The following is a 26,075-nucleotide window of genomic DNA, read 5'->3' as shown; positions in this document are numbered from 1 at the left end:
GTCTGCTCCGACGTTGTTTTCAGACCATTATTGTAAATCGGAAAGAGTGGCGCGGTCAGCGCGGGCGGGCGCGACGGTCGGGATGGGAATTGCCGAAGGCGGTGGCGGCACGGCGCCGTTCGGCGGCCCGTTCCAGCACGTCGTTCAGCTGGCGCGGGTCGAGGCCGGCGAACGTCATGTAGCGCTGCGCCGCCTCCAGCCCGAACGCTTCCTTGGTCAGCAGGGCAATATGGAGTTTTTCAGCGGTGAGGGTGTCGGCGCGCCGGTTCATGGCCTTATTCTACGGCCGGGATCGCCATGTTCTGTCGTTCGGTTGTTAATGTTTGTAACCGTTACGTCATGTAGCGGTTGCCGCGGGTAACGTATTCGACGATGCGCTCGCGGCATTCCTGCGACACGGCGAGGATGCGGCCGCCGTAGTGATAGCGGCCCTTGCTGCCGACGGGGCGGCTGTAGACGATGATCATCTCGGCCTCGTCCACGATGGGGCTGTCGGGAAAGCGGAAGCGGATCCAGTAGCGCGGCCGCTCCGGCAGTTTCTCGGCCAGGATGAAGCCCACGCCCATGCGCGCGATATCGATCACCTGGGCCGGCCAGACGGGCTGGCCGCCTTCGGCGAAGACGGATGCTTCGATCTGCAACAGCCGGCGGATATGGGCCCGGCGTTGTTCGGTTAGCTGCTCTACCACGTTACGCCTGCGTGTCGATGCCCGGTGGGGCCTTGCATACAGCATACCGCACATATGCCGGGTGCAGCAGCGTGGTTCAGCATTGCAATGCCTTTCCAAAACGAAAAAACCGGGCAGGGCCCGGTTTTCCATCGATGCGGGACTGACTCAACCTGCCACAAACCCGCGCGAGAACGTGCTGGTCGCCGTCCGGCCGCTGGGGCCGTACACGCCGGTCTGGGCCTGCGGCCGCAGGGCCTGCAGCGCGCCTTGCGTATGGTTCAGCTGGCGGTTGATCAGCATGCCGTTCAGGCGGTTCAGTTCCTTCGCCTCGCGAGTCTGGTCCAGCACGTCGTGCCACAGCAGCTTGTCGGCATCGCTGCCGTGCTGGGCCAGCCAGGCTTCCATGCCGGCCTCTCCGCGGGCAAAGCCGGCGGCGGCCAGGCTGCGATGGCGCTGGTTCGCCGTCAGGGCCATTTCGTTGATCAGTTCGCCCTTGCGGGACGTCAGCGGGTCCAGCTTGTCGATGTCGGCGGCCACCAGGAGATTCTGTTCCTGCAGCAGCACTTCGCGTAGGGAAATAATCAGCTTATGTTCAGCCTTCAGGCTGTGCATGGGAGTCGTGGTGGCACCGTTCATGATGTCCTATCGCTTTCGAGAGTGCAGCAGATCCTTGACTGTATCGAGCAAGCCATCCGCCACTTTTTCAGAATTAACCTGGAACTGACCGTCGGCAATCGCCAGCTTGATGCGTTCGACTTTCTTCGTGTCGAACACGCCGTTGCTGCTGCTTGCCGCCAGCGCCTGCCCTTGGGAGGACAGGCGTACATTGTCCGAGCCAGCCTGGGCCGCCGTCGTGGCGGCCGTATTTGCCGCCGTGCTCGCTGCCGTGCCGGCCGTGTTGGCCGTCGTGGCTGCGTTCGTGCGGGCATTGTTTGCCGGGGTGTTGCCCGGCAAGCCGTTGCTCTTCAATGGATCGTTGATTTTCACAGCATCTTCCTCGTCTGGTGGGAGCTTTTACTCCGGTGTACGAGTCTTATAACGGCAGCGGCGCCGCAAACTTTAGCGCCCGCCGGAATTTTTAGAATGCCACTTCAACCATCCCGCCCGCCCGGGCGATACCGCTGATGTTCTGTCCGCCGGTCGTGCGTACCTGCACGACCTGGCCTTCGGCCGCGTTGGCAACCGCCTTCGCTTCCGCCGATACCTTGAAGCCGGGGCCGCTGGAAACCAGCCGCACCAGCTGACCGGTCTGCACGACACTCTGCTTGCGCAGGCTGTCCAGGCGCAGCGGCATGCCGGCCGAAATCGCGATATTGCTGGTCCGGCCCAGCACTTGTGCCTTGTCCGTCGCGATGCTGGCCGGCATCGTCGTCAGGTCGCCCTGCATCGTCACCAGCTGGCTGTCGACGATGGGCTGGCCCTGCGCCACGGGCGCCGCGGCGGCAATATAGTTGCCCAAAACCGACACATTGGCGGGAATATAAACCGTCCAGGGTGACGGCGCCGTGCAGCGCACACCCACCGTCGTCTTGCCCCACGGCTTGGTGCCCGGCATCAGGAATGCTTCCGGCGCCGGACAATTCGCCAGCTTCATGCGCTGGTCGACATTACCGACGGTGACCGTCACCTTGCCCGGCAGGCCTGCGCTTTGTACCTGCAGGAACTGGTCCACGGTCTGGCGCAGCTTGGCGGAATCCATCGTGTCCGCCGCCTGGGCGCTGGAGGCCAGCAGCAGGGCGGCAACAGCAGTAGAGAGAGTTTTCATGGTGCAATATTCCCGTTGAGTGCTGCCATGATAGACATTGCCGGCGCGGCGAAAGGGGCGAACAGGACCGGAAAGCCCATGCTTATCGTCGCTTTAATTGCCGTGGGGCATCCGTATCATCGATCCTGTTACCGATGGAAGGAAGCGACATGCTAGGCAAACTCGACCAACATCTGCGATTCAATGAAACGGCACTGAGCCTGCGCTCGACGCGCCAGAGCGTGCTCGCTTCCAATATCGCCAATGCGGACACCCCTAACTACAAGGCCCGCGATATCGATTTTTCCAGCGCGCTCAAATCCGCGCTGGACGTCAACAAGCAGGGGCCACTGAAGACAACGGCGCCGAAGCACTATCCGATGCCGCCGCTGGGCGCCGGCACCCTGGCCGACGGCACGCCGCTGCAATACCGCGGCGTCGTACAGGGCGCGGTGGACGGCAACACGGTCGACATGGACGTCGAGCGCAATCAGTTCGCCGACAACGCGCTGCGCTACGAGGCCGGCGTCAACTTCATCAACAGCCAGATCAAGGGCCTGCTGTCCGTGATCCAGGGAGGCCAGTAAGCATGTCGCTATTTAATATCTTCAATGTGTCGGGCTCGGCGATGAGCGCGCAGTCGCAGCGCCTGAACGTCGTGGCCAGCAACCTGGCCAACGCCGACAGCGCCACCAGCGCCAGCGGCCAGGCCTACCGCGCCAAGCAGGTCGTGTTCGAGGCGACCCCGAGCGCCGACAACACGGCCACCAGCGTCAAGGTGCAGCAGGTCATCGAAGACCCGTCGCCGATGAAGATGGTGTACGACCCGAAGAATCCGCTGGCCGACGAGAAGGGCTATGTGGAGATGCCGAACGTGAACGTGGTGGACGAGATGGTCAACATGCTGTCGGCCTCGCGCTCTTACCAGAACAACGTCGAAACGATGAACGCGGCCAAGAGCCTGCTGATGAAGACCCTGACCATCGGTCAATAACCAGATAGCCAATCATGTCGATCACCAACACCGCCGCCGCCGCCGGGCCATCCGCCGCACTGCTGAACAACGTCAATCCCAAGGAAACGTCCAAGAGCGGCCAGATCTCGGCCGAGCAGGACAAGTTCATGACGCTGCTGATCACGCAGCTGAAGAACCAGGACCCGCTCAACCCGCTGGACAACGCCCAGGTCACCAGCCAGCTGGCCCAGCTGAACACCGTGACCGGCATCAACAAGCTGAACGATACGCTGGAGTCGCTCAAGACCGACTACGCGGCCACCACCTCGGGCCAGGCCGTCAACCTGATCAACCATGGCGTGCTGGCCGCCGGCAAGCACATGCAGGTGGCGGACGGCAAGGGCATCTTCGGCGTCGAGCTGGGCTCGTATGCCGACAAGGTCGACGTCGACATCAAGAACGCCAGCGGCAAGGTGGTGCAGACGATCTCGATGTCCGCCGTCGAGGCCGGCGTGCAGCCGCTGGTCTGGGACGGCAAGATGGCCGACGGCAATACCGCACCGAACGGCAACTACACGCTGAGCGTGACCGCCAGCACGGGCGGCCAGCCGGTGACGGACGCCAAGACGCTGTCGTTCGGCAGTGTCGCCAGCGTGTCCACGGGGCCCACGGGCGCCAAGATCAACGTGCCGGGCCTGGGTCAGCTGACCATGGACGACATCAAGCAGGTCATGTAAGCGCCGGTCAGCCGGCACATTTCGAATTCAAGCATCAGCCCAATTTCTGACAGGGGAAAATCATGTTCCAACAAGGTCTCAGCGGTCTCAACGGCGCAGCCAAGTCGCTCGACGTCATCGGCAACAACATCGCCAACGCCAGCACGGTCGGCTTCAAGAGCACGGAGGCGCAGTTCGCCGACATGTACGCCAATTCCCTGAACGGCATCAGCGGCAACAATCCCGGCATCGGCGTGCAGGTGGCGCGCCTGGCCCAGCAGTTCACCCAAGGTAATATCGAAACGACCAACAACCCGCTGGACCTGTCGATCAACGGCGGCGGCTTCTTCCGCACCACGGTGGATGGCGCCATCCAGTACACCCGTAACGGCCAGTTCTCGATGGACAAGAACGGCACGATCGTCAACGCCCAGGGCGCCTCGCTGACGGGCTACGTGGCCAACCGCGACGGCGTCATCCTGCAGGGCGCGCCGGTGCCGATAACGATCGACTCGTCCGACCTGGCGCCGGTGCAGACCACCAAGGCCAACTTCCAGATCAACCTGTCGTCCAACTCGACCGTGCCGAAGACCGTGCCGTTCGACGCTTCCGATCCGACCTCGTACACCAAGCAGACCGTGCTGCCGGTGTATGACTCGCTGGGCAACGAGCACACGATGGGCATGTACTACGTCAACCTGGGCGCCGGCAAGTGGGACGCCTACGCGGCCAACGACGGCCTGACGATCGACGCGAAAGCCGTGCTGCAGGCGGCCATCAGCTCGTCGGCCGCGCAGAGCGCGCGCGACGCTTACCAGACCGTCATCAACAACCCGGCCTCGACGTCCGGCGACATCACCGCCGCACAGCAGGCCTATGCCGACGCGGCCGGCGGCGCCGTGCTCGCCGCCGCCATCGCGGCCGGTGCCAACCAGGTGCAGCAGGACCAGATCACGGCCGTCTACACCGGCGCCACCAGCGTCGCCGCCACGCTGGGCAACGGCCCGGCCATCATCGACGCCAAGCTGCAGGCCGCCGTCAACGTGCCGTCCGTCAAGGTCGGTACGCTGATATTCAACAAGACCGGCACCTTGGACGCGGCCGCGATGGCTGCTGCCGTTCCGGCCACCACCTTGCCGCTGACGATCAACCTGCCGATCTTCCCGGACAACGGCGCCGTGCTGACGATTCCGATCTCGACCACGTTCGAAGGCACCACGCAGTACGGCACGCCGACCAGCGAGAAGATGTCGACCCAGGACGGTTACTCGTCCGGCAGCCTGCAGCGCTTCGCCGCCGACGACAACGGCGTCATCCTGGGCCAGTACAGCAACGGCAAGTCGCGCCCGCTGGCGCAGATCGTGCTGGCGGACTTCACCAGCGTCGAGAACCTGACCCCGCTGGGCAACAATGCGTGGGCGGAAAGCTCGGGTTCGGGCGTGCCGCAGATCGGCGTGCCGGGCGAGGGCGGCATGGGCGCGCTGCGCTCGTCGTCGGTCGAGGCATCGAACGTGGACCTGACCGAAGCGCTGGTCGACATGATCACCGCGCAGCGCGTGTACCAGGCCAATGCGCAGACGATCAAGACCGAAGACTCGGTGCTGCAGACGCTGGTGAACCTGCGTTAATGATGGTTGGGGTCTGTCCCTTTGGGACTGACCCCGGTTTTTATCGATATCGTCAAGAACCCGGATTAAAACCGGGGTCAGTCCCCTGCGGGGACAGACCCCAAGCGAGATCACACCATGGACAAACTCGTCTACACCGCAATGACCGGCGCCAGGCACATCCTGGACCAGCAGGCCACCACGTCGAACAACCTTGCCAACGCGACCACGACGGGCTTCCGTGCCCAGCTCGATGCGTTCCGCGCCGTGCCGGTCGTCTCCGAAGGCCTGCCCACGCGTACGTTCGTGGTCGACTCGACCGTCGGCTCCGACTTCCGTTCCGGCCCCATCGAAACGACCGGCCGCTCGCTGGACGTGGCCGTGCGCGGCGAGGGCTGGCTGGCGGTGCAGTCGAACGACGGTTCCGAGGCGTACACCCGCAACGGCAGCCTGAAGATCAGCGAGAACGGCCTACTGCAGACCAGCGGCGGCCTGACCCTGCAAGGCGAGAACGGTCCGATCGCCGTGCCGCCGAACATGAACGTGTCGATCTCGGCCGACGGCACCGTCAGCGGCATCGATACCAGCCAGGGCCAGCCCGGTCCGGCCAACGTGCTGGGCCGGATCAAGCTGGTCAATCCGCCCACGACCGGCCTGCTGCGCGGCGACGACGGCCTGTTCCGCCAGGAATCGGGCCAGCCGGCCCAGGCCGATCCGAACGTGCGCCTGGCCGACGGTTGCCTGGAAGGCAGCAACGTCAACCCGGTCGATGCGATGGTCAATATGATCGCCCTGGCAAGGTCGTTCGACACACAGATGAGCCTGATAAAGAACGCCGAGAATAACGCGGCGAAAGCCACCCAGATCCTCGCTTTGAATTGATTCGTTGCCGCGCATAATGCTTTCATCGGAGGAAGCTCTACAGGCGGCATAGTTCCAGAGCTTCCAGTTGTCCGGGCGGGGGAATCCTCCCCAGTCCGGCATTACGGGAGAAAGCACATGATTCGTTCGCTCTGGATTGCCAAGACCGGCATGGAAGCGCAGCAGACACAGATGGACACTGTGTCGAACAACCTCGCCAACGTCAGCACCAACGGCTTCAAGAAGTCGCGCGCCGTGTTCGAGGACTTGCTGTACCAAAACGTGCGCCAGCCCGGCGCCAATTCCTCGCAGCAGACCCAGCTGCCATCGGGCATGCAGGTCGGTACGGGTGTGCGTCCCGTCACGATCGAGCGCATCCACACCCAGGGTAATCCCCAAGCCTCCGGCAACGACAAGGACCTGATGGTCAACGGCAACGGCTTCTTTACCGTGCTGATGCCCGACGGCACCACCGCCTACACGCGCGACGGCTCGTTCCAGCGCGACAACAACGGCCAGATGGTCACGTCCAGCGGCTACGTGCTGCAACCCCCGATCACCATTCCCATCAATGCCGACAACATCACCGTCGGCAAGGACGGCACCGTGTCCGTGAAGCTGCCCGGCCAGGCCGCCGCGCAGCAGATCGGCTCCTTGCAGCTGGCCACGTTCATCAACCCCACCGGCCTGCAGTCGATGGGCGAGAACCTGTACGTCGAGACGGGCGCATCCGGCGCCGCCCAGCAGAACCAGCCGGGCCAGAACGGCACCGGCCAGATCCTGCAGGGCTATGTCGAGACGTCCAACGTCAACGTGGTCGAAGAGATGGTGAACATGATCCAGACGCAGCGCGCCTACGAGATCAACAGCAAGGCCATCACCACTTCCGACCAGATGCTGCAAAAACTGTCGCAGATGTAATCATGAAAAAGCTCTCTCTGACCGCCTTCATCCTGGCCGCGCTGGCCGGTTGCGCCAGCACCCCGACGACCATCGTCGCCGGCCCGACCACCGCGCGTCCGCTGCCGCCGGCGCAGAGCGCCGCCAGCAACAACGGTGCGATCTTCCAGACCGCCAGCTACCGTCCCGCGTTCGAAGACCGCCGCGGCCGCCACGTGGGCGACATCATCAATGTCGTCATCACCGAGCGCACCTCGGCCGTCAAGAACGGCGCCAGCTCGAACAGCCGCAGCGGCAGCGCGAACCTGAACGTGCCGGGCCTGCTGCAGGGCAAGCTGGGCGCCAATATCGGCACCAGCTCGGAAAGCAAGTCGGCCGATGCCGCCAGCCAGACCGCCAGCAACACGTTCACGGGCACGATGGGCGTGACGGTGGTGGAAGTGCTGGCCAACGGCAACCTCGTCGTCGCCGGCGAAAAGCAGGTGGCGATGGACAAGGGCACGGAATTCATCCGCATCTCCGGCGTCGTCAATCCGGACACGATCGGCGCCGGCAACACGGTGTCGTCCACCGCGATCGCCGATGCCCGCGTCGAATACCGCACCAATACCCACCTGGACCGCGCCGAGCTGTCGTCGATGGCGTCGCGTTTCTTCATGAGCCTGCTGCCGTTCTGATATGACCATGTTTGCCAAGACCCTCGCTGCGATCGGCGTTTCGATTGCCCTGCTTGCCCCGGCCGCCCATGCCGAGCGCCTGAAGGACCTCGCCAGCATCGCCGGCGTGCGCCAGAACCAGCTGATGGGCTACGGCATCGTCGTGGGCCTGGACGGCACCGGCGACCAGACCACGCAAACCCCGTTCACGGTGCAAAGCATCGCCTCGATGCTGCAGCAGATGGGCGTCTCCCTGCCGCCGGGCACCAACCTGCAGCTGAAGAACGTGGCGGCCGTGATGGTCACCACCTCGCTGCCGGCGTTCGCCCAGCCGGGCCAGATGCTGGACGTGACGGTATCGTCGATGGGCAATGCCAAGAGCCTGCGCGGCGGCACGCTCCTGATGACCCCGCTGAAGGGTGCCGACGGCGCCATCTACGGCATGGCACAGGGCAATATCCTGGTCGGTGGCGTCGGTGCGCAGTCGCCCGGCGGCGGCGCCTCGGTCGCCGTCAACCACCTGTCGGTGGGCCGCATTTCCGGCGGCGCCACGGTCGAGCGCGCGGTGCCGACCAACCTGGGCGAGAACGGCCAGATCCGCCTGGAGCTGAACAGCAGCGACTTCGCCACCGCCAGCCGCGTGGTCGAAGCGATCAACAACAAGTACGGCGCGGGCATCGCCTATGCCCTGGACGGCCGCGTCATTCGCGTGCAGGCACCGTCCGCCTCCGACCAGCGTGTGACGTTCATCGGCCAGCTGGAAGAAATCGACGTGCGCCCGGCCGCGCTGGCCGCCAAGGTCATCATGAATGCCCGCACCGGTTCCGTCGTTATGAACCAGGCGGTGACGTTGCAGACCTGCGCGATCTCGCACGGCAACCTGTCGGTGGCCGTGTCGGCCGACCCGCAGGTCAGTCAGCCGAACGCGCTGTCCGGCGGCCAGACCGTGGTCACGAACCCCGGCTCCGTCGACATCCAGAAGGCGCCCGGCAAGGTGCTGATGGTGCAGGGCGGCGCCTCGCTGGCCGACGTCGTCAAGGCGCTGAACGCCATCGGCGCCTCGCCGCAGGATCTGCTCGCGATCCTGCAAGCAATGAAAGCATCCGGTGCCCTGCGCGCCGAACTGGAAATCATCTAATACAAAGAGGCCATCATGATCCGCCAGACGAGCACACCCAACGACCTTTCCGCCAACCTCGCGATCGACAGCAAGGGCCTGTCGCAGTTGCGCCAGGGCGCCAAGGCGGGTTCGGCGGAGGCTACCCGGGCCGCGGCAACGCAGTTCGAAGCCATGTTCGTCAACATGATGTTGAAGAGCATGCGCGACGCGACGCCGCAGGAAGGCATGCTCGACAACCAGCAGACCAAGATGTTTACGACGATGCTGGACCAGCAGACCAGCCAGACCATCGCCAAGAAAGGCATCGGCCTGGCGGACGTGCTGGTGCGCCAGTTGTCGAAAACAGCCGGAGTGAACGGTGCGAATGCCGAATTGAATGCGGACGCGGCCATGCCCGAGGGCGGCCTGACCCGCTCGATGATCGACGCGGCCAAGCTGCAGCGCTCGATCGCCGCCGCGGGCGGCAACGCGGCGGCCAGTGCCGCGGCGGCACCTGCCGCCACGACGGCGGCGGCAAGCACGTCGCGCCACGCGCACGTGCGTGCATTCTCCGACAAGCTCAGCGCCCATGCCGAAGAGGCCAGCCGCGCCACCGGCGTGCCGGCCAAGTTCATGCTGGGCCAGGCCGCGCTGGAAAGCGGCTGGGGCCGCCGCGAGATCAAGGGCGCGGACGGCAGCAACAGCCACAACCTGTTCGGCATCAAGGCCGGCAGCAACTGGACCGGCAAGACCGTCGACGTCGCCACGACCGAATACGTGAACGGCCGCGCCACCCGCAAGATCGAACGCTTCCGCGCCTACGACAGCTATGCCGACAGCTTCAAGGATTACGCCAAGCTGATCACGAACAATCCGCGCTACGAGAAAGTGCTGGCCAGCGGCGGCGACGCCACGGCATTCGCGCGCGGCCTGCAGAAGGCCGGTTACGCCACCGACCCGAACTACGCCGCCAAGCTGGCCGCTGTCATCAAGAAAACTTTGGCATAAGCACATCGAAATAAGGTGACGGCGGCCCTTAAGTTTCGTCCGCCCGCGCCGTATACGAGATCAGGACAGGAAAGAAACCACCCATGAGCAACCTCCTCAGCATCGGTAAGACCGGCTTGCTGGCGGCCCAGACGGGCATCGCCACGACCGGTCACAACATCACGAATGCGAGCGTGGCAGGTTACAGCCGCCAGGGCATCGTGCAGGGCACCTTGCCGCCGGTGAACCAGGGCGTCGGCTACATCGGCACGGGCACCGAAGTGGCGCAGATCAAGCGCTACTACGACAACTTCCTGAACACCCAGCTGATGAACGCGCAGGCCAACCAGGGCTCGGTGGACGCCTACCTGGGCCAGATCAGCCAGATCGACAATATGCTGTCCGACAGCACGATCGGCCTGTCGCCGGCGCTGCAGGACTTCTTCAAGGGCGTGCAGACCGCCAACTCGACCCCGTCGCTGCAGGCCGCGCGCGAATCGATGCTGTCGTCGTCGCAGACGCTGACGGCGCGCTTCCACGAGGTGTCCGGCCGCCTGCGCGAGCTGCAGGACGGCGTCAACAACTCCGTCACCTCCACCGTCAACTCGATCAATGCGTACTCGACGCAGATCGCCGACCTGAACAAGAAGATCGCGGCCGCCACGCTGGACCCGCTGAATCCCCCCAACGACCTGCTGGACCAGCGCGACCAGCTGATCCGCGAACTGAACCAGCAGGTCAAGGTCACCGTGCTGCCGACCGATAACAATATGCTCAATGTGTCGATCGGCTCGGGCCAGCCGCTGGTGGTCGGCGTCACCAATATGGACCTGACGACGATGGCGTCGCCGACCGACCCGAACCGCACGATCGTCGGCTACCAGACGACGTCGGGCCGCACCTCGCCGCTGCCGGACGAGACCTTTGCCGGTGGCGCGCTGGGCGGCTTCATGAAATTCCGCAGCGAGACGCTGGACAAGGTGCAGAACCAGATCGGCCAGGTGGCGGCCGGCCTGGCCACGGCCTTCAACGAGCAGCACAAGCTGGGCCAGGACCTGGGCGGCGCCCTGGGCGGCGATTATTTCAAGCCTATCAAGGCCTATGTCGGCTACGACACCCGCAACTCGGCGGCCAGCACGACGGACGTGCAGGCCACGATCACGGACGCCGCGGCGCTGAAGGGTGTCGACTACGACGTCGTGTTCGACGGCACCGATTTCCAGATGACGCGGTCCGACGGCACCGGTGGCGCGATCGCCATCCCGCCCGGCGTGGACACGGAAATCGACGGCGTGACGTACAACTTCGGCGGCACGGCAACGCAGGGCGACCGCTTCCAGATCCGTCCCACCTACACGGCGGCCGCGGACATCGAAGTGGGTATCACGGACTTCAAGAAGATCGCGCTGGCCGCGCCGATCGCCACGTCTTTCCCAACCAGCAACAAGGGCAGTGGCACGATCAGCGCCGGCACCGTGGACGCGACCTACCTGGAACCGGGCAACGCACTGACGGACTCGACGCCGCTGACGATCGCCTTCCACCAGGCCGACCCGCTCGACCCGGCCAGCCGCAGCGTGGACGGTTTCGCCGCAGGCGCCTCCGTGCGCGTCACGCTGGCGAGTGGCGCCTTCAACGACTATGCGCCGGGCGACACGATTCCGTACGCGGAAGGCGCCACCTACAGCAGCAATGGCCTCTCCTTCGTGCTGAACGGCCAGCCGAAGGATGGCGACACGTTCACGGTCGCGAAGAACACGAGCGGCGTCGGCGACGGCCGCAATGGCGTGCTGCTGGCCGGCCTGCAAACGAAGAACATCCTGAACGGCAACAGCGCCACGTTCCAGGGCAGCTATGCGGGCACCGTCAACTACGTGGGCAACAAGACGCGCGAGATGAAGGTCGGCAGCGACGCCGCCGAGACGACCGTCAACCAGGCGATGGCATCGCAACAGAGCGTGTCGGGCGTCAACCTGGACGAGGAAGCAGCGGACCTGCTGCGCTACCAGCAGGCCTACCAGGCCGCCGGCAAGGTAATGCAGATCGCCGGGCAGCTGTTCGACACGCTGCTGCAGATCCGCTAAGTGTCCGAGAATCGATTGAAGGAATAACGTTATGACCCTGCGTATCAGCACCAGCATGATGTACGACCGCGGCACCAGCCAGCTGGGCACGCTGCAATCGAACATGCTGAAGACCCAGATGCAGCTCTCCACGGGCCGCCGCGTGCTGACGCCGTCGGACGATCCGGTCGCCTCGGCGCGCGCGCTGGAAGTGACGCAGTCGCTGGAACTGAACGAGCAGTACAAGACCAATCGCCAGACGGCGCAGTCGTCGCTGGCGCAGGTGGATACGGTGCTGGACACGGTGGGCGACCTGCTGGACGACGTCAAGGACACCGTGCTGTACGCCGGTAACCCGGCCCTGTCGATCGCCGACCGCGAAGCGCTGGCCGTGGACCTGGAAGCGCGCATGGCGGACCTGCTGGGCCAGGCCAACACGGCCGACGGCACCGGCGGCTACGTTTTTGCCGGCTACAAGACCAACACGCTGCCGTTCGCCCGCACGTCCACTGGCGCCACCTACTACGGCGACCAGGGCGAGCGCGAACTGCAGGTGGGGTCGGGGCGCAAGATGTCGATCAGCGCCTCCGGCAGCCAGATCTTCGAGAGCAACCTGACGGGCAACGGCACCTTCCTGACCAAGCCGCACGTGCCGGACCCGGCCGACCCGACCGACGTACCCAATGCCGGCACGGGCATCATCTCGCCGGGCACCGTGTCGAACGCCGCCCAGCTGACGGGCCACAACTATTCGATCACGTTCGCCAAGGACGCGACGACGGGCACGATGCAGTACAGCGTGACGGACGACACGCTGGGCACGGAAGTGGTACCGCTGACGGATTACAAGGCGGGCCAGCCGATCGCCTTCGACGGCGTCACGTTCGACATCAAGGGCGAGCCGGCCGACACCGACAAGTTCACCCTCGAGCCCAGCAAGAACCAGTCGGTGTTCGAGACGATCCAGAACGTCATCAACGCATTGCGCACGGCGGGCACGGGCCCGACGGCGGGCGCCAAGCTGACCAACGCGCTGAATGAAGCCAACCAGAACATCCAGCAGGCCTCCGACAACGTGCTGTCGGTGCGCGCCTCGGTCGGCGCGCGTGGGAAGGAGCTGGACTACCTGGACAACTCCGGCTCGGAGATGTCGATCCAGTACAAGAGCCAGGTTTCCGACCTGATCGAAGTCGATCCCATCGAAGCCGCGTCGCGCTTTGCGCAGCAGACCAGCAGCTTGCAGGCGGCGCAGCAGACGTTCAAGATGGCGACTGGGTTGTCGCTGTTTAATTATCTGAACTAAGCCAGATCGGCAAATAAGCCCGCAGGTGACAGGCACCGATTTCAGGGCAGGTATGCCCTGGAATCGGTGCCTGTCACCATGGGTTTCGCAAAGCTGCCACAGCAAATCGGGGACAGCCTCCGAACTCTCTGCATCGCGCCAAGCGCCAGGCAATCGAGATGCTTCTGCCAGGCTGACCCAGTTGGGAATCGCGCATCGTCCGGGCCAGCTGGTCCTTGAAATAAGCGGCAGTAAAAACGGTGACTGCCACCATTTTTCACGGCGCTGTTCAAGGACAGTCCAGGTTGCCAAGAACCTCGACGCGCTGAAAAAGTTCCGTAACGAGGAGCAACCACCAGCTACCGCGAACAGCCCCTTTTTACTGACCAGGTGCCGACCCAGGCGCGCGCTGCGCTTGCGGCGACGCCGGCAAATCCCCCTTGCCAGCAAACGCCCGCGGCAGATGCCTTGCCTTCTCGGTCCCCTGGCCCAGCAAGTTCATCAGCGGCGTGGTGAGATAGGGCAGCGAGATCATCAGCACCAGGAAGCCGGCCCCCAAGGTGATCGGAAAACCGATGCCGAACAGGTTCAGCTGCGGCGCCGCGCGCGTCAGGATGCCCAGCGCGACGTTGGTGATCAGCAGGGCCGCCACCAGCGGCAGCGACAGCTGCAGCCCGGCGCTGAAGATCTTCGCGCCCCAGGTTGCCAGGTCCCAGAAGCCGCCACCGTGGAAGGTCGTGCTGGCGATCGGCAAGGTGAAGAAGCTTTCCGCCAGGGCCTCCAGCAGCAGCAAGTGGACGTTGGCGACCAGCAGCGACATCGTGGCGATCCACGTCAGGAACTGGGCGATGCCGGAGCTGCGGCCCTGCGACATCGGATCGAAGAAGCTGGCAAAGCCCAGGCCCATCGTCAGGCTGCTGATCTCGCCCGCCATCTCGACGGCGGCGAACACGATGCGCATCGCCAGGCCCATCGCGACACCCGTGATCAACTCTTTTGCCAGGATCAACAGGCCGGCCCACGAAGCGGGATCGGCGGCCGGCACGGCGGGGACGAGCGGGGCGATGCCGATGGCGATCATCACGCCCAGGCTCAGCTGGACGGTCTGGGGGATGCGGGCGTTGCCGAACACGGGCGAGGCCGTGATCAGGCCGAGGATGCGCGTCAGCGGCCAGATCAGGCCGGCGATCCACGTATTGATTTCCGCGGCGGTCAGGACCAGCATGGACGGGGATCAGCCGACCATGCCGGGGATGCCGCTGAAGATCTCGCGCATATAGTCCGTCATCACCGAAATCATCCACGGGCCGGCCACGACCAGCGCGACAAACACGCCGACCAGCTTGGGGATGAACGACAGCGTCTGCTCGTTGATCTGCGTGGCGGCCTGGAAGATCGACACGATCAGGCCGATCACCAGCGCCACCAGCAGCAGCGGCGCGGCCACCATCAGGGTGATCTCCATCGCGTGGCGGCCCATCGACATCACGGTTTCCGGTGTCATCGCGCTCCTCCTAATAGAAGCTCTGGGACAAGGAGCCCAGCAGCAGCTGCCAGCCGTCCACCAGCACGAACAGCATCATCTTGAACGGCAGCGAGATGACGGCGGGCGACATCATCATCATACCCATCGACATCAGGACCGAGGCCACCACCATGTCGATGATCAGGAACGGGATGAAGATGGCAAAGCCGATCTGGAACGCCGTCTTCAGCTCGCTCGTGATGAAGGCCGGGATCAGGATGCGCAGCGGCACGTCCTCCGGGCCCTGCAGCGCGGGGCTGCGCGAGATCTTGACGAACAGCGCCAGGTCGGCCTGGCGCGTCTGCTTCAGCATGAACTGCTTCAAGGGCGCCGAACCCCGTTCCATCGCCTGCTGCATCGTGATCTGGTTGGCCTGCAGCGGCTGGTAGGCCTCCGTGTAGATGCGGTCGAACGTGGGGCCCATCACGAAGAACGTCAGGAACAGCGCCAGCCCGATCATCACCTGGTTCGGCGGCGCCGTCTGCGTGCCCAGCGCCTGGCGCAGCAGCGACAGCACGATGACGATGCGGGTGAAGCCCGTCATCATCAGCAGCACGGCCGGCAGGAACGTCAGCGACGTCATCAGGATGAGCGTCTGCAGCGTCAGGCCGTATTGCGTGCCGCCGCCCGGGGCGGCGCTGGTGGTAAAGGCGGGGATCGTGGGCTCGGCGGCCGCCAGCAGCGGCAACAGCAGCAAGCCGAGAAGAGCAGGGCGCGACAGGCGGAACGGTTTTACTTGCCATTGCGCTTTTCAATCGTCTGTTTGAACCACTCGGAGAAATTGGTGGCCGGCAGGTTCGGGTGCGGCGCCAGCCCGGCCGGATCGGCCTCCTGGCGCGGCAGCGTCGCCAGCGCGTTCATCCGCCCGGGCGAGGCGCCCACGACGATCCACTGGTCGCCCACTTCCACCACCAGGATGCGCTCGCGTGCGCCCACCGACAGGGCGCCCACCAGCTTGACGGTGGAGCCGCCCGTGATGTGCTTCGGACCGAAGCGCTTGAGCAGCCAGGCCAGGCCCATGACGATGGCCAGCACGGCGGCCAGCGCGGCCACCGTCTGCAACAGGCTGCCGGCGGCGGACGGTGCCGCCGGCATCGGCGTCGGCGTCACGGGCCGGGCACCGGCCAGGGCGGCCTGCTGTTCCGGCGTGACGGCACGCGGCGCAGGCGGCGCGGCCGGGTCCGGCGTTTCGCTGACGGGCGCGACAGCGGGCGCACCGGCGACAGCGGCGTCCACCGGCACGGTGGCAGGCTCGCCCGCCTTCACGGGCGCGACGGTGCGGTTGGTGGGCGCGGTAACGACGTTCTGCGCAGAAACGACAAAGCTGCTGGACAGCAAAAAGCCGGCCAGCAGCGTCGTCGACAGCGCGTTCCTGGACGCGCGCCTCATTTATTCAGTTTTCGGATACGTTCGGACGGCGTGATGATGTCCGTCAAACGGATACCGAACTTGTCGTTCACCACCACCACCTCGCCCTGGGCGATCAGGCAGCCATTGACCAGTACGTCCATCGGCTCGCCGGCCAGGCCGTCCAGCTCGACCACCGAGCCCTGCGCCAGCTGCAGCAGGTTCTTGATGGCGATCTTGGTGCGGCCCAGCTCGACCGTCAGCTGGACGGGGATGTCCAGGATGAAGTCGATGTCGTTATGGGTTTCCGTTTTCGGCGCCGTGTTCGAGAAATCCTTGAAGACGGCGGCCGTGGCGGCCTGCTTTTCAAGGGCTTCGGCTTCGGCCTTGGCCTGCTCGGCGATCGCGGCACCCCACAGATCGTCGTCCGCCGTTTGATCGTCCTGGTTGTCAGACATGATTTGCTCCTGCGTTGCCGGCCCCGCCGGCATGAATTCATCGGATTACTATTTACTCAGCGTATCGCTATTGGCGAGCAACTTCTCGACCTTCAACGCATATTGTCCGTTCATGACGCCATAGGTGCAATCGAGCACCGGTACGCCGTCCACGGTGGCCTCGATCGTTTCCGGAATGTTCAGCGGAATGATGTCACCCACGCGCATGTTGAGGATCTCGTCGAAGCTGACCTTGGCCGTGCCCAGCCGTGCCACCAGCTCCACCTCGGCGATCTGGATCTGCTGCGTCATCAGGCGGATCCAGCGCTTGTCCACCTCCAGCGCCTCGCCCTGCAGCGACGAGGTCAGCGCGTCGCGGATCGGCTCGATCATCGAGTAGGGCATGCAGAAGTGGATCTGGCCCGACACGGAACCGAGCTCGACCGTGAACGTGGACGCCACCACCACCTCGTTCGGCGTCGCGATATTGGCGAACTGGGTGTTCATTTCGGAACGAATGTACTCGAATTCGACGGGGAACACCGGTTCCCATGACTTCGTGTATGCCTCGAACACGATATCGAGGATGCGCAGGATGATGCGCTGCTCGGTGGCCGTGAAATCGCGGCCCTCGACGCGGGTATGGAAGCGGCCGTCGCCGCCGAACAGGTTGTCGACCAGCAGGAACACCAGGCCCGGGTCGAACACCATCAGCGCGGTGCCGCGCAGCGGCTTCATGTGCACCAGGTTCAGGTTGGTCGGCACGACCAGGTTACGGATGAACTCGCTGTACTTCGACACGCGCACCGAACCCACCGACACCTCGGCGCTGCGGCGCAGGAAGTTGAACAGGCCAACGCGGAGCAGCCGGGCGAAACGCTCGTTGATAATCTCCAACGTTGGCATCCGGCCGCGCACGATGCGCTCCTGGGTTGCCAGGTTGTAGGTTCTGACTCCCGCGACTTCCTCGGGCGCGGCGACGTCGTCCTGATCGCCATTAACGCCTTTCAGGAGGGCATCGACTTCTTCCTGGGAGAGAAAATTATCAGCCATGACTGTGGTGAACTACGGTTTTCGCTTTGATGATTGGATGCTTATTGAATGATAAACGAGGTAAACAATACTTCGGTCACTTCCTGCTCGTCGCCATGGTCCTCGAACGGCTGGTTGACCTGTTCCAGGATTTCCTTGCTGAGCGCCTGCTTGCCTTCCGGCGTATTGATCTCGGACGCTTTTTTCGAGGATAGCAGGAGCAGGATACGGCTGCGCACCTTTGGCATGTTGTTCTTGATGACCTCGGATTGCTCCGCGTCGCCTACCTGCAGCGTGAAGGCCAGTTGCAGGTACTGCTCGCCTTCCTCGGGTTGCAGGTTCACGGTAAACGGCTCGACCGGCACATAGACGGGCGGACCCGCCTCCTTCTTTTTCTTCTTCGACTTCTTCTTGACCGGCTCTTCCTCATGCTCCGCCGAGGCGTCCTGGCCCTTGAGCATGAAGAATGCGCCCGCGCCGCCGCCGATGGCCAGGATCAGCACGGCCACGATGATGATGATCAGTTTTTTCTTGGACCCGCCGCCGGCCGGTGCCGCTTCAGCTTTTGCCTCAGCCTTCATGTGTGGATTCGCTTTCTCTCGTTACGCCCCGGTGCTGCGAGGCAGCGGGGCAGGGGCCGTGCAGCACGGCTCGATTATGTCATTATCGGACCAGCGCACGGTCCGGTATCGGCCGAACAGAGGCCGGAACCGCCGTTATTTTGATGTTTCCATGGCGCATCATACGCCCTGGGCCACACGTCAGGCGAACGTATCGACGGCGCCCAATACCGTGCGCCGGACCACGGGTTCCGGCTTGGCCTGCTCGGCGCCGCCGCCCGTCTCGTTGCCCGAGCGGCGCATGCCGGCCGCCGCGCGTGCCTCGGCCTGTTCGGCAAACGCCTGGCGCTGGTCCTGCGTGCCGGTCGAGACGCTGGTGTTGCCCAGCTCGATGCCGGCCTCGCTCATCGTTTCGCGCAGCTTCGGCATGGCGTCCTCGATGGCCTGGCGGGTTTCCGCCTCGGCGGCCATGAAGCTGACGCTGGCCTGGTCGTTCGACACGTTCAGCACGATCTGCAGCGGACCCAGGTCGGGCGGGTTCAGGGTCAGCGACGCGCTCTGGTCACCGCCGGCCACCATCCACACGACCTTCTGGCCCAGCTGCTGTTCCCAGGCATTGGTGCCGACGCGGGCCTGCAACTGGTTCGACGCGGCTGCCTCGGCGGCCTGGGCCGTGGCCAGCACTGCCTGCGTGGCTTGCGGCAGCACGGGCTGGGCCGCCGCGCTGGCGTCCGCCAGCTTGGCGGCGAACGCCTCGGCCTTCAGTTCCGTCTTCGCGGCGCCGGCCTCGAGCTTCAGCTTGCCGGCGTCGCCCGCTTCACTGTCGCCCTGCGGCAGCGCAATGGCGCCGTCCTTGCCGTTGGTCTGAGCGCCCAGCGGTGCGCCAGCCTTGGCGCCGCTGCCGTTGCCCTGCAGGGCGGCCAGCGGATCGCCGGTTTCGGCCTGGCCGCCGGCAGTGTCGCCGGTCGTCGAGATTTCCTCGGACGGACCGGGCGCGGACTTGGTCTGCTGGTTGTACGCGGCGATCATCGCCAGCATGTTGGCCATCGGATCGACGGCGGCGGCGGCTTCGCTTGCCGCGGCGGCTTGCGCAGCGGCCTCGGCGGCGGCCGCGTCCACCGGCACGGCGGTTTCGGCAACAGCGGTGTCGGCAGCCGTGTCATCGGCGCGGTCGGCCGGTGCGGTGCTGGCGGCCTTGTCCGCCGCTTCGGTGGCGTTGGCGTCGCTGGCGGCCTGGGCCGGTTTAGCCGTCGTGGGCGCCTTGGGCGGCGGCGCAGCGGTCTTGTTCTGCGGGCCTGGCGCAGGGGCCTGCCGCGGCGGCGGTGCCTTGACGGGCTCGGCCTGCTTGTTGACCGCAGCCTGCGGCTGCTTGATGGCCTGCTTGTCGATCGGCTTGAGCTGATTGACCGGCTGCCGCTCCACCTGGCGCGCCAGCGCCTGCTTGAAGTCGAGGTCGCCGGACGGCGTGGCTTTGGGCGCCGACGGTGCCGTGGTGTTCAATAAGGTGTTCTGGATGGACTGGGTCTGCATGGGTCGCGGCCTTGTTCCGTTGATTCGTTGACGCCGGGATCAGCGTTTGTAAAATGCCTGCCGTGCGGCGTGCTCGTCCATGGCCTTCTGGTCGCGCTTGGCTTCGATCTTCTGCAGCCGCGCCGCCTCGCGGTCGCGCAGCGTGGAATACGACATCCGCTTGCGCTCCGCTTCCTGCCATTTCGCCTTCTCGTTCTCGCTGCGCTTCTGCGCGTGGCGCACCATCTCTTCCTGGCCGCGCACGGCCGTGTCGAGCTTTTCCATGAAGGCCTGGAAATTGCGGTACGCCATCGGGGTAATGCCGGCCTGCTGGGATGCATCGAAGCGGCGGCCATACTCGTCGCGGTAGCCGACCAGCATCTTCAGCTTTTCCTCCGCATCGGTGACGGCTTTCAAGGCCGCACCGAGCCGCTTGGCGCTGTCGTCCGTCTCGCGGCGCGCCATGTCGATCAGGGTTTCAAGTTGGGATGTCGAGGCCATAATCGTGATTATAGGCAACGAGGGGAGACTTCAATCAGTCGAACAGCGTGGCTAATTGCCCCAAACTCTCCAGCATGTCGACCCGTTCCGTGATCTTCTGCTGCAGGAAGTGCTCGATGCGGTCGTGCAGCTTGATGGCCTGGTCCAGCACGGGATCGGTGCCCGGGGTGTAGGCGCCGACGGCGATCAGGTCGCGGCTGCGCTCGTAGCGCGAGAACAGCTGCTTCAGGCGGCGTGCCTGGGTCTGGTGTTCCTGGGTCGTGATCGAGTGGGCGGCACGCGAGATCGACTGCTCGATGTCGATGGCGGGGTAGTGGCCCGCCTCGGCCAGGCGCCGGTTCAGCACGATGTGGCCGTCCAGGATCGCGCGCGCCGAGTCGGCGATCGGGTCCTGCTGGTCGTCGCCTTCCGTCAGCACGGTGTAGAACGCCGTGATCGAGCCGCCGCCTTCCTCGCCGTTGCCGGCCCGTTCCACCAGCACGGGCAGCTTGGCGAACACCGACGGCGGGTAGCCCTTGGTCGCCGGCGGTTCGCCGATCGCCAGCGCGATCTCGCGCTGCGCCATCGCGTAACGGGTCAGCGAGTCGACGATCAGCAGCACGTTCTGGCCCTTGTCGCGGAAGTGCTCGGCGATGGCGGTGGAATAGGCGGTGGCCTGCATCCGCATCAGCGGCGGCGTATCGGCCGGCGCCGCGATGACGACCGAGCGGGCCCGGCCTTCCTCGCCCAGGATGTGGTCGATGAATTCCTTGACCTCGCGGCCCCGTTCGCCGATCAGGCCGACGACGATGATGTCGGCCGCCGTATAGCGTGCCATCATGCCCAGCAGCACCGATTTGCCGACGCCGGACCCCGCAAACAAGCCCATCCGTTGGCCCCGGCCCACGGTCAGCATCGCGTTGATGCAACGCACGCCCACGTCCAGGGTCTCGACGATCGGCGCCCGGCCCAGCGGATTGGCGGGCCGTACGTTGATGGGGGCGCTGTCGGAGGCCTCGATGGGGCCGAGTCCGTCGAGGGGGCGGCCGGCGCCGTCGATCACGCGGCCCAGCAGTTCGGGGCCGACGGGCAGCTGGCGCGCGCGGTCGCTGGTGCGCCGCCGCGGCGTGGCGTTGGCAACGGAACCGGGTTTCGGGATCAGCGGCTCGGCGGGATAGACATGGGTGCCGGGCACGATGCCTTCGACATCGCTTTGCGGCATCAGGAACAGCCGGCTGCCCTCGAAGCCGACCACTTCCGCTTCGACGCGGCCGCCGCCCGGCAGCGGCACGGTACACGCGGCACCGACGGCGAGGCGCAGGCCGACGGCCTCCATGACGAGGCCGGCCACGCGGGTGACGCGGCCGGACACCTGCACGGGCTCGACGAAATCGAGCACGGCGCCGCAATCGTTCAGCCAGGAACGCCAACGGCCGGCGTGCAGTTCCGCGCCGGCCTGTTCCGTCACTTTCGTGTCCATCGTGCCTCCCTCAGTCCAGCCACTCCACGTTCTTGCCGAGCGCGTGCGTCAACCGGGCCCAGCGCGCTTCGACCTGGGCATCGACCTGGTTGCTGGCCGTGTCGAGGCGGCAGCCGCCGCGCGCGATCGCCTCGTCCTCGGCGATGCGCCAGCCCTCCTTGGCCAGGTCGTCGCCGATGGCCGCGCGGACCACGGCCGCATCCGCCGGATTCAACATCAGCACGGCCGGCTGCTGCACGCTGGGCAGCACGTCGATGGCGTCGCGCACGATCGGCAGGATCAACTCCGGCTTCACGGGCAGCGCCTGCTTGAGCATGTTCTTGGCCAGGTGCATGGCCAGTTCCATCACATCGTTGGCGACCAGCTGGTCGGCCTGGCGCAACGCCTGGGCGAAGCCTTCGGCCAGGCCGGCCAGCGGCGCCAGCGCGGCGGCCGTCGCTTCCTGGCCTTCGCGGATGGCTTCGTCCTCGCCGGCCCGGTGGCCCTCGGCGTAGCCGTCCTGGTAGCCCTGCAGGCGCGCTTCCTCGCGGATCGCCGCCAGCTCTTCCTCGGTCGGATGGTCCGGCGGCGGCGGGGTGTTCAGGTAGGCTTCGTACTCGGCCTGGCGTGCTGCGGCCTCGGCCGCTGCCGCTTCGGCGGCGGCGCGCGCGGCCGCTTCCTCCCGTTCGCGCTGCGCCAGCGTGCTGGGCCGTGCGTCGCCGAAGGACTGGAACTCCCAGCGCTGGAACGCCGTCTGCTGCTCTTTCGGAATATGCGCCAAGCTTTACCTCTAAGAATACGATGCCGATAGTTTATACGAAGGAGTCTTCTCCCTTGCCGCCCAGGACGATCTGGCCCTCGTCGGCCAGACGCCGGACGATCTGCAGGATGCCTTTCTGCTGCGTTTCCACCTCCGACAGGCGCACCGGACCCTTCGATTCCAGGTCTTCCCGCATCATCTCGCTGGCGCGGGCCGACATGTTCTTGAAGATCTTCTCGCGCAGCTCCTGCGACGCGCCCTTGAGCGCGATGATCAGCATTTCCGACTGCACTTCGCGCAGCAGCAGCTGGATGCCGCGGTCGTCGATGTCGATCAGGTTGTCGAACACGAACATCTCGTCCATGATCTGCTGCGCCATGTCGTTGTCGTAGTTCTTGATGTTGTCCATCACCGAGCTTTCCTGCTCGCCGCTCATGAAGTTCAGGATCTCGGCCGCCGCGCGCACGCCGCCCAGGGTGGACTTCTTGATGTTCTCGTTACCCGACAGCAGCTTGGTCAGCACGTCGTTCAGCTCGCGCAGCGCGGCCGGCTGCACGCCGTCCAGGGTGGCGATACGCAGCACCACGTCGTTGCGCAGGCGGTCCGTGAAGTGTCCCAGAATTTCGCAAGCCTGGTCGCGCTCCAGGTGGACGAGGATGGTCGCGATGATCTGCGGGTGTTCGTTGCGGATCAGTTCCGCGACCGACGGCGAGTCCATCCACTTCAGGCTCTCGATGCCGGACGCGTCCTTGCCGCCCAGGATGCGCGACAGCAGCACGGAGGCCTTGTCGTCGCCCAGCGCCTTGGTCAGCACCTGGCGGATGTATTCGTCCGAATCCAGGCCCACGGTGGAGGCGGCGGCGACTTCGTCGCGGAAGCCGTCCAGCACGTCGACGACCTGCTCATGCGGCACGCCCTTCATCGTGGCCATGGCGGCGCCCAGCTTCAGCACTTCGCGGGGGCCCAGGAACTTCATCACTTCCGCGGCCTCGGATTCACCCATTGCCAGCATCAGAATCGCTGCCTTTTGCAGTCCGGTACTATCAGTCATTTGCGCCTATCCATGCCTTGATTACGTTAGCGACGATGCGCGGATCTTCTGCGGCGAGCTTCTTGGCCAGGGCCAGGTTGTCGCGATAGGTACGCGCGGTGTTTTCTTCCATTTCGGCCATTTGCTGCGCGAAGATTTCCTCTTCCGTCGGGCCGGCCGGCTCCTCGATGATTTCCTCTTCCGGTTCCGGCTCCGGTGCATTGATCTCGTCGATCTTCTTGAACACGGGACGCATCATCGGACGCACCACCCGCATCAGGATGTACAGCAGGATCAGGGCCGTGATCAGGAACTTCGCCAGCTCCTTGGCCATCGGCAGGTTGGCCGGGTCGCGCCACCAGTCCAGCGCCGGCTCGGCGGCCTTGTCGACGCCGTCGAACGGGGCGTTGGCCACGCTGACGGAGTCGCCGCGGTCCTGGTTGTAGCCCATCGCTTCGCGCACCAGGCTGTTGATCTTGTTCATTTCCTCGGTCGTCAGCGGGCGCACGCTGACCTTGCCGTCCGCGCCGACGATACGGCGGTAGTTCACCACCACACCCACCGTCATGCGCTTCAGGCCGGCAATCGCCTTCTGCTCGTAGCGCACGGTCTTGTCGACTTCGTAGTTGGTGGTCGATTCCTTGTGCATCGGGCCCGTGCCCGTTGCGGCCGTGCCGCCCGGTACCGTGCCTGGCGCCGGCGCCTCGCCCGGCGGCGTGGTCGTCAGCGGTGCCGTGACCACGCCCGGCGGCTGGTTCGACAGCGCGCCCGGCACGCCGTTCGGGTTGGCGTTGGTATTGCCGTTGGTTTCGCTGCTCTGCTGGCTGCGGATCGCCGACGGCGCCGGCGACGAGTTCGGCTTGTACGACTCGGCGGCCTGCTCGACGGCGGAGAAGTCCACGTCGGCAACCGCCTCGGCGCGCACGTTGCCTTCGCCGACGATCGGCTTGACGATGTTCTCGACTTGCTTGATGACCTGGTTCTGCAGTTCCTGCACGTACTTCAGCTGGGTGGCGTCCAGGCCCTTGAGCGCGGTCTTGCTGTCCTTGTTCTGGTCCGACAGCAGGTTGCCCTGCTGGTCGACCACCGTCACGTTGGCCGGCTGCAGTTCGGGTACCGACGAGGCGACCAGGTGCACCACGGCGCTGACCTGGCCCGGATCGATCGAGCGGTTCGGGTGCAGGGTCAGGATGACGGAAGCGGTCGGCTTCTGCTGTTCACGCACGAACACGGAAGGCTTCGGCATCGCCAGGTGCACGCGGGCCGATTGCACGGCGCCCAGCGATTCGATGGATTTCGCCATCTCGCCTTCCAGCGCGCGCTGGTAATTGACCTGTTCCAGGAACTGCGACACGCCCAGCTTCTGGTTTTCCATCAGCTCGAAGCCCACGTTGCCGCCTTTCGGCAGGCCCTGGGACGCCAGGCGCAGGCGGGTATCGTGGACGTTCTCGGCCGGGATCAGGATGGCGTTGCCGCCTTCGCTGAACTTGTACTTGATCTGCATCTGGTCCAGCGCGGCCGTGATGGCGCCGCCGTCGCGGTCCGAGAAGTTGCTGAACAGGACCTTGTATTCAGGCTCCTTGTTCCACAACCACACCATCAGGATCGCGATGAGAACGGCCGCGACGGCACCGCCGCGGATGATGTTCTTGCCCATCGGCGTCTTATAGAACGGAACCCGCGCTTCGGTGTCGGCGGATGCGTCGAGATCAAGTGCTTCGGCGGCTGCTGCCATGTGTGCGTTCCAGGGGCGTTAAGGTCATCTGTTGATCGGGGCCACGCATCCATGGGACCGGGCCTGATGCACATTATCTGCTGCTGTGCGGCAATCTAATCCCGGGAAAAGAGGCTGGTTTCCCGGCTTGCTCGACGCAGTGGCTTGCCTTGGCGCTGCTATTCTGGAAGCCTGACAGTGCGAGGGAACATCGTTCCCGAAGGTAAGCACCTATTGTAGCAAGGCAAAACGGCGCGTCCGATTGGAGGCTGCTCAGCCGGTTGTTCTGAAGCAACAGCGATTTTTGGAGAGTGAACATGAAGACAGGCGGTATCGACAGCAGCCAGATCCAATCGATGATCGCGCAGCTGAAGGCGGCGGCGACGCGGCCCCAGGCCACGCCGCCCGTCATCCAGACGGAGCAGCCGGCCGCCAAGGTCGACTTCTCGGCCGCGCTGAAGGGCGCGCTGGACACGGTGGCCGTCAGCCAGAACAAGGCCGAAGACCTGACCAAGCGCTTCCAGATGGGCGACGACTCCGTCAACCTGTCGGACGTGATGATCTCGATGCAGAAAGCCAGCATCAATATGCAGGCGACGATCCAGGTGCGCAACAAGCTGGTGTCGGCCTACCACGACATCATGAACATGCAGGTGTAAGTTGCCTGAAAAATGGGGTCTG

At 65.0% G+C, this 26,075-nt stretch carries 30 protein-coding genes; 12 read left to right on the top strand and 18 right to left on the bottom strand.

All coding sequences use genetic code 11. The annotated features are described in order from the left end of the window. Nucleotides 1-55: 55 nt before the first annotated feature. From E7V67_020640 to flgA, 5 genes are all read right to left on the bottom strand, one after another. Nucleotides 56-271 (bottom strand): hypothetical protein, encoded by a 216-nt coding sequence (locus E7V67_020640; GenBank protein ID WUR12088.1) that lies wholly within the window; start codon nucleotides 269-271, stop codon nucleotides 56-58. 61 nt (nucleotides 272-332) lie between these two features. Next, nucleotides 333-689 (bottom strand): PilZ domain-containing protein, encoded by a 357-nt coding sequence (locus tag E7V67_020635; protein ID WUR12087.1) that lies wholly within the window; start codon nucleotides 687-689, stop codon nucleotides 333-335. A 147-nt stretch (nucleotides 690-836) separates the two neighbouring features. Next, complete coding sequence (locus E7V67_020630; GenBank protein WUR12086.1) at nucleotides 837-1,307, bottom strand: flagellar protein FlgN; 471 nt, start codon at nucleotides 1,305-1,307, stop codon at nucleotides 837-839. A 6-nt stretch (nucleotides 1,308-1,313) separates the two neighbouring features. Beyond that, on the bottom strand, nucleotides 1,314-1,658 hold the full coding sequence (gene flgM / locus E7V67_020625) for a flagellar biosynthesis anti-sigma factor FlgM (GenBank protein WUR12085.1): 345 nt from the start codon (nucleotides 1,656-1,658) through the stop codon (nucleotides 1,314-1,316). Between the two features lie 91 nt (nucleotides 1,659-1,749). Next, on the bottom strand, nucleotides 1,750-2,436 hold the full coding sequence (gene flgA / locus E7V67_020620) for a flagellar basal body P-ring formation chaperone FlgA (GenBank protein WUR12084.1): 687 nt from the start codon (nucleotides 2,434-2,436) through the stop codon (nucleotides 1,750-1,752). Nucleotides 2,437-2,585: 149 nt separating this feature from the next. Here flgA and flgB point away from each other — a divergent pair, with 149 nt between their 5' ends. From flgB to flgL, 11 genes are all read left to right on the top strand, one after another. Next, nucleotides 2,586-3,002 carry a flagellar basal body rod protein FlgB gene (gene flgB / locus E7V67_020615; protein WUR12083.1) on the top strand — a complete coding sequence of 139 codons (417 nt, stop codon included), beginning with the start codon at nucleotides 2,586-2,588 and terminating at the stop codon, nucleotides 3,000-3,002. Between the two features lie 2 nt (nucleotides 3,003-3,004). Further along, nucleotides 3,005-3,409, top strand: a complete 405-nt coding sequence (flgC, locus tag E7V67_020610; GenBank protein ID WUR12082.1) for a flagellar basal body rod protein FlgC — start codon at nucleotides 3,005-3,007, stop codon at nucleotides 3,407-3,409. Nucleotides 3,410-3,423: 14 nt separating this feature from the next. Beyond that, nucleotides 3,424-4,107: a flagellar hook assembly protein FlgD gene (locus E7V67_020605; protein WUR12081.1), complete on the top strand. Its 684-nt coding sequence runs from the start codon at nucleotides 3,424-3,426 to the stop codon at nucleotides 4,105-4,107. Between the two features lie 62 nt (nucleotides 4,108-4,169). Beyond that, nucleotides 4,170-5,714, top strand: a complete 1,545-nt coding sequence (locus tag E7V67_020600) for a flagellar hook protein FlgE (protein WUR12080.1) — start codon at nucleotides 4,170-4,172, stop codon at nucleotides 5,712-5,714. A gap of 117 nt (nucleotides 5,715-5,831) precedes the next feature. Continuing rightward, on the top strand, nucleotides 5,832-6,575 hold the full coding sequence (gene flgF, locus E7V67_020595; GenBank protein ID WUR12079.1) for a flagellar basal-body rod protein FlgF: 744 nt from the start codon (nucleotides 5,832-5,834) through the stop codon (nucleotides 6,573-6,575). Between the two features lie 117 nt (nucleotides 6,576-6,692). Next, complete coding sequence (flgG, locus tag E7V67_020590) at nucleotides 6,693-7,475, top strand: flagellar basal-body rod protein FlgG (protein ID WUR12078.1); 783 nt, start codon at nucleotides 6,693-6,695, stop codon at nucleotides 7,473-7,475. 2 nt (nucleotides 7,476-7,477) lie between these two features. Further along, nucleotides 7,478-8,131: a flagellar basal body L-ring protein FlgH gene (locus E7V67_020585; GenBank protein WUR12077.1), complete on the top strand. Its 654-nt coding sequence runs from the start codon at nucleotides 7,478-7,480 to the stop codon at nucleotides 8,129-8,131. A 7-nt stretch (nucleotides 8,132-8,138) separates the two neighbouring features. Beyond that, entirely contained in the window at nucleotides 8,139-9,248 is a 1,110-nt protein-coding gene (locus tag E7V67_020580; GenBank protein ID WUR12076.1) for a flagellar basal body P-ring protein FlgI, read from the top strand. A 15-nt stretch (nucleotides 9,249-9,263) separates the two neighbouring features. After that, nucleotides 9,264-10,217 (top strand): flagellar assembly peptidoglycan hydrolase FlgJ, encoded by a 954-nt coding sequence (gene flgJ / locus E7V67_020575; GenBank protein WUR12075.1) that lies wholly within the window; start codon nucleotides 9,264-9,266, stop codon nucleotides 10,215-10,217. 83 nt (nucleotides 10,218-10,300) lie between these two features. Next, entirely contained in the window at nucleotides 10,301-12,280 is a 1,980-nt protein-coding gene (gene flgK, locus E7V67_020570) for a flagellar hook-associated protein FlgK (GenBank protein WUR12074.1), read from the top strand. A 31-nt stretch (nucleotides 12,281-12,311) separates the two neighbouring features. Continuing rightward, nucleotides 12,312-13,562, top strand: coding sequence for a flagellar hook-associated protein FlgL (gene flgL / locus E7V67_020565; protein ID WUR12073.1), 1,251 nt, complete (start codon nucleotides 12,312-12,314; stop codon nucleotides 13,560-13,562). Nucleotides 13,563-13,920: 358 nt separating this feature from the next. Here the strand turns inward: flgL and fliR are convergent, their stop codons facing one another. The 13 genes from fliR to fliF form a co-directional block, all read right to left on the bottom strand. Continuing rightward, nucleotides 13,921-14,766: a flagellar biosynthetic protein FliR gene (gene fliR, locus E7V67_020560; protein WUR12072.1), complete on the bottom strand. Its 846-nt coding sequence runs from the start codon at nucleotides 14,764-14,766 to the stop codon at nucleotides 13,921-13,923. A 9-nt stretch (nucleotides 14,767-14,775) separates the two neighbouring features. Then, the gene (fliQ, locus tag E7V67_020555; GenBank protein ID WUR12071.1) at nucleotides 14,776-15,045 is read right to left on the bottom strand and encodes a flagellar biosynthesis protein FliQ; all 270 of its coding nucleotides are present in this window, start codon (nucleotides 15,043-15,045) and stop codon (nucleotides 14,776-14,778) included. A 10-nt stretch (nucleotides 15,046-15,055) separates the two neighbouring features. Then, the gene (fliP, locus tag E7V67_020550) at nucleotides 15,056-15,787 is read right to left on the bottom strand and encodes a flagellar type III secretion system pore protein FliP (protein ID WUR16321.1); all 732 of its coding nucleotides are present in this window, start codon (nucleotides 15,785-15,787) and stop codon (nucleotides 15,056-15,058) included. An 11-nt stretch (nucleotides 15,788-15,798) separates the two neighbouring features. Further along, complete coding sequence (gene fliO, locus E7V67_020545) at nucleotides 15,799-16,455, bottom strand: flagellar biosynthetic protein FliO (protein ID WUR12070.1); 657 nt, start codon at nucleotides 16,453-16,455, stop codon at nucleotides 15,799-15,801. Next, complete coding sequence (gene fliN, locus E7V67_020540) at nucleotides 16,452-16,871, bottom strand: flagellar motor switch protein FliN (GenBank protein ID WUR12069.1); 420 nt, start codon at nucleotides 16,869-16,871, stop codon at nucleotides 16,452-16,454. Before fliN ends, fliO begins: the two co-directional genes overlap by 4 nt. 48 nt (nucleotides 16,872-16,919) lie before the next feature. Beyond that, on the bottom strand, nucleotides 16,920-17,903 hold the full coding sequence (fliM, locus tag E7V67_020535) for a flagellar motor switch protein FliM (GenBank protein ID WUR12068.1): 984 nt from the start codon (nucleotides 17,901-17,903) through the stop codon (nucleotides 16,920-16,922). 41 nt (nucleotides 17,904-17,944) lie between these two features. Further along, on the bottom strand, nucleotides 17,945-18,463 hold the full coding sequence (gene fliL / locus E7V67_020530; protein ID WUR12067.1) for a flagellar basal body-associated protein FliL: 519 nt from the start codon (nucleotides 18,461-18,463) through the stop codon (nucleotides 17,945-17,947). Nucleotides 18,464-18,643: 180 nt separating this feature from the next. Further along, entirely contained in the window at nucleotides 18,644-19,972 is a 1,329-nt protein-coding gene (locus tag E7V67_020525; protein WUR12066.1) for a flagellar hook-length control protein FliK, read from the bottom strand. A gap of 39 nt (nucleotides 19,973-20,011) precedes the next feature. Then, nucleotides 20,012-20,452 (bottom strand): flagellar export protein FliJ, encoded by a 441-nt coding sequence (gene fliJ, locus E7V67_020520; GenBank protein ID WUR12065.1) that lies wholly within the window; start codon nucleotides 20,450-20,452, stop codon nucleotides 20,012-20,014. 34 nt (nucleotides 20,453-20,486) lie between these two features. Beyond that, nucleotides 20,487-21,911, bottom strand: a complete 1,425-nt coding sequence (fliI, locus tag E7V67_020515) for a flagellar protein export ATPase FliI (GenBank protein WUR12064.1) — start codon at nucleotides 21,909-21,911, stop codon at nucleotides 20,487-20,489. A 10-nt stretch (nucleotides 21,912-21,921) separates the two neighbouring features. Then, entirely contained in the window at nucleotides 21,922-22,671 is a 750-nt protein-coding gene (locus E7V67_020510) for a flagellar assembly protein FliH (GenBank protein ID WUR12063.1), read from the bottom strand. Nucleotides 22,672-22,702: 31 nt separating this feature from the next. Beyond that, nucleotides 22,703-23,701: a flagellar motor switch protein FliG gene (gene fliG / locus E7V67_020505; GenBank protein WUR12062.1), complete on the bottom strand. Its 999-nt coding sequence runs from the start codon at nucleotides 23,699-23,701 to the stop codon at nucleotides 22,703-22,705. After that, the gene (gene fliF / locus E7V67_020500) at nucleotides 23,694-25,415 is read right to left on the bottom strand and encodes a flagellar basal-body MS-ring/collar protein FliF (GenBank protein WUR12061.1); all 1,722 of its coding nucleotides are present in this window, start codon (nucleotides 25,413-25,415) and stop codon (nucleotides 23,694-23,696) included. The genes fliG and fliF overlap by 8 nt, the downstream gene beginning before the upstream one ends. A gap of 296 nt (nucleotides 25,416-25,711) precedes the next feature. Here fliF and fliE point away from each other — a divergent pair, with 296 nt between their 5' ends. Beyond that, nucleotides 25,712-26,053, top strand: a complete 342-nt coding sequence (fliE, locus tag E7V67_020495) for a flagellar hook-basal body complex protein FliE (GenBank protein ID WUR12060.1) — start codon at nucleotides 25,712-25,714, stop codon at nucleotides 26,051-26,053. Nucleotides 26,054-26,075 lie beyond the last annotated feature (22 nt).

Origin of the sequence: [Empedobacter] haloabium, from assembly GCA_008011715.2 — a bacterium.
GTDB classification, from domain to species: Bacteria; Pseudomonadota; Gammaproteobacteria; order Burkholderiales; family Burkholderiaceae_D; genus Rugamonas; species Rugamonas haloabia.
The sequence above is the reverse complement of the archived record's forward strand: the minus strand, read 5'-3'. Positions and strand labels throughout refer to the sequence as shown.

Coding starts and splice junctions, on each gene's coding strand:
- fliM (WUR12068.1), bottom strand. CDS start 17,903: ATGGCTGATAATTTTCTCTCCCAGGAAGAAGTCGATGCCCTCCTGAAA.
- flgF (WUR12079.1), top strand. CDS start 5,832: ATGGACAAACTCGTCTACACCGCAATGACCGGCGCCAGGCACATCCTG.
- flgJ (WUR12075.1), top strand. CDS start 9,264: ATGATCCGCCAGACGAGCACACCCAACGACCTTTCCGCCAACCTCGCG.
- flgL (WUR12073.1), top strand. CDS start 12,312: ATGACCCTGCGTATCAGCACCAGCATGATGTACGACCGCGGCACCAGC.
- E7V67_020585 (WUR12077.1), top strand. CDS start 7,478: ATGAAAAAGCTCTCTCTGACCGCCTTCATCCTGGCCGCGCTGGCCGGT.
- fliQ (WUR12071.1), bottom strand. CDS start 15,045: ATGACACCGGAAACCGTGATGTCGATGGGCCGCCACGCGATGGAGATC.
- fliJ (WUR12065.1), bottom strand. CDS start 20,452: ATGGCCTCGACATCCCAACTTGAAACCCTGATCGACATGGCGCGCCGC.
- fliL (WUR12067.1), bottom strand. CDS start 18,463: ATGAAGGCTGAGGCAAAAGCTGAAGCGGCACCGGCCGGCGGCGGGTCC.
- E7V67_020630 (WUR12086.1), bottom strand. CDS start 1,307: ATGAACGGTGCCACCACGACTCCCATGCACAGCCTGAAGGCTGAACAT.
- E7V67_020605 (WUR12081.1), top strand. CDS start 3,424: ATGTCGATCACCAACACCGCCGCCGCCGCCGGGCCATCCGCCGCACTG.
- fliO (WUR12070.1), bottom strand. CDS start 16,455: ATGAGGCGCGCGTCCAGGAACGCGCTGTCGACGACGCTGCTGGCCGGC.
- fliR (WUR12072.1), bottom strand. CDS start 14,766: ATGCTGGTCCTGACCGCCGCGGAAATCAATACGTGGATCGCCGGCCTG.
- fliI (WUR12064.1), bottom strand. CDS start 21,911: ATGGACACGAAAGTGACGGAACAGGCCGGCGCGGAACTGCACGCCGGC.
- fliE (WUR12060.1), top strand. CDS start 25,712: ATGAAGACAGGCGGTATCGACAGCAGCCAGATCCAATCGATGATCGCG.
- fliG (WUR12062.1), bottom strand. CDS start 23,701: ATGACTGATAGTACCGGACTGCAAAAGGCAGCGATTCTGATGCTGGCA.
- flgA (WUR12084.1), bottom strand. CDS start 2,436: ATGAAAACTCTCTCTACTGCTGTTGCCGCCCTGCTGCTGGCCTCCAGC.
- E7V67_020580 (WUR12076.1), top strand. CDS start 8,139: ATGTTTGCCAAGACCCTCGCTGCGATCGGCGTTTCGATTGCCCTGCTT.
- E7V67_020640 (WUR12088.1), bottom strand. CDS start 271: ATGAACCGGCGCGCCGACACCCTCACCGCTGAAAAACTCCATATTGCC.
- fliF (WUR12061.1), bottom strand. CDS start 25,415: ATGGCAGCAGCCGCCGAAGCACTTGATCTCGACGCATCCGCCGACACC.
- fliN (WUR12069.1), bottom strand. CDS start 16,871: ATGTCTGACAACCAGGACGATCAAACGGCGGACGACGATCTGTGGGGT.
- flgK (WUR12074.1), top strand. CDS start 10,301: ATGAGCAACCTCCTCAGCATCGGTAAGACCGGCTTGCTGGCGGCCCAG.
- E7V67_020525 (WUR12066.1), bottom strand. CDS start 19,972: ATGCAGACCCAGTCCATCCAGAACACCTTATTGAACACCACGGCACCG.
- E7V67_020600 (WUR12080.1), top strand. CDS start 4,170: ATGTTCCAACAAGGTCTCAGCGGTCTCAACGGCGCAGCCAAGTCGCTC.
- flgC (WUR12082.1), top strand. CDS start 3,005: ATGTCGCTATTTAATATCTTCAATGTGTCGGGCTCGGCGATGAGCGCG.
- flgG (WUR12078.1), top strand. CDS start 6,693: ATGATTCGTTCGCTCTGGATTGCCAAGACCGGCATGGAAGCGCAGCAG.
- flgB (WUR12083.1), top strand. CDS start 2,586: ATGCTAGGCAAACTCGACCAACATCTGCGATTCAATGAAACGGCACTG.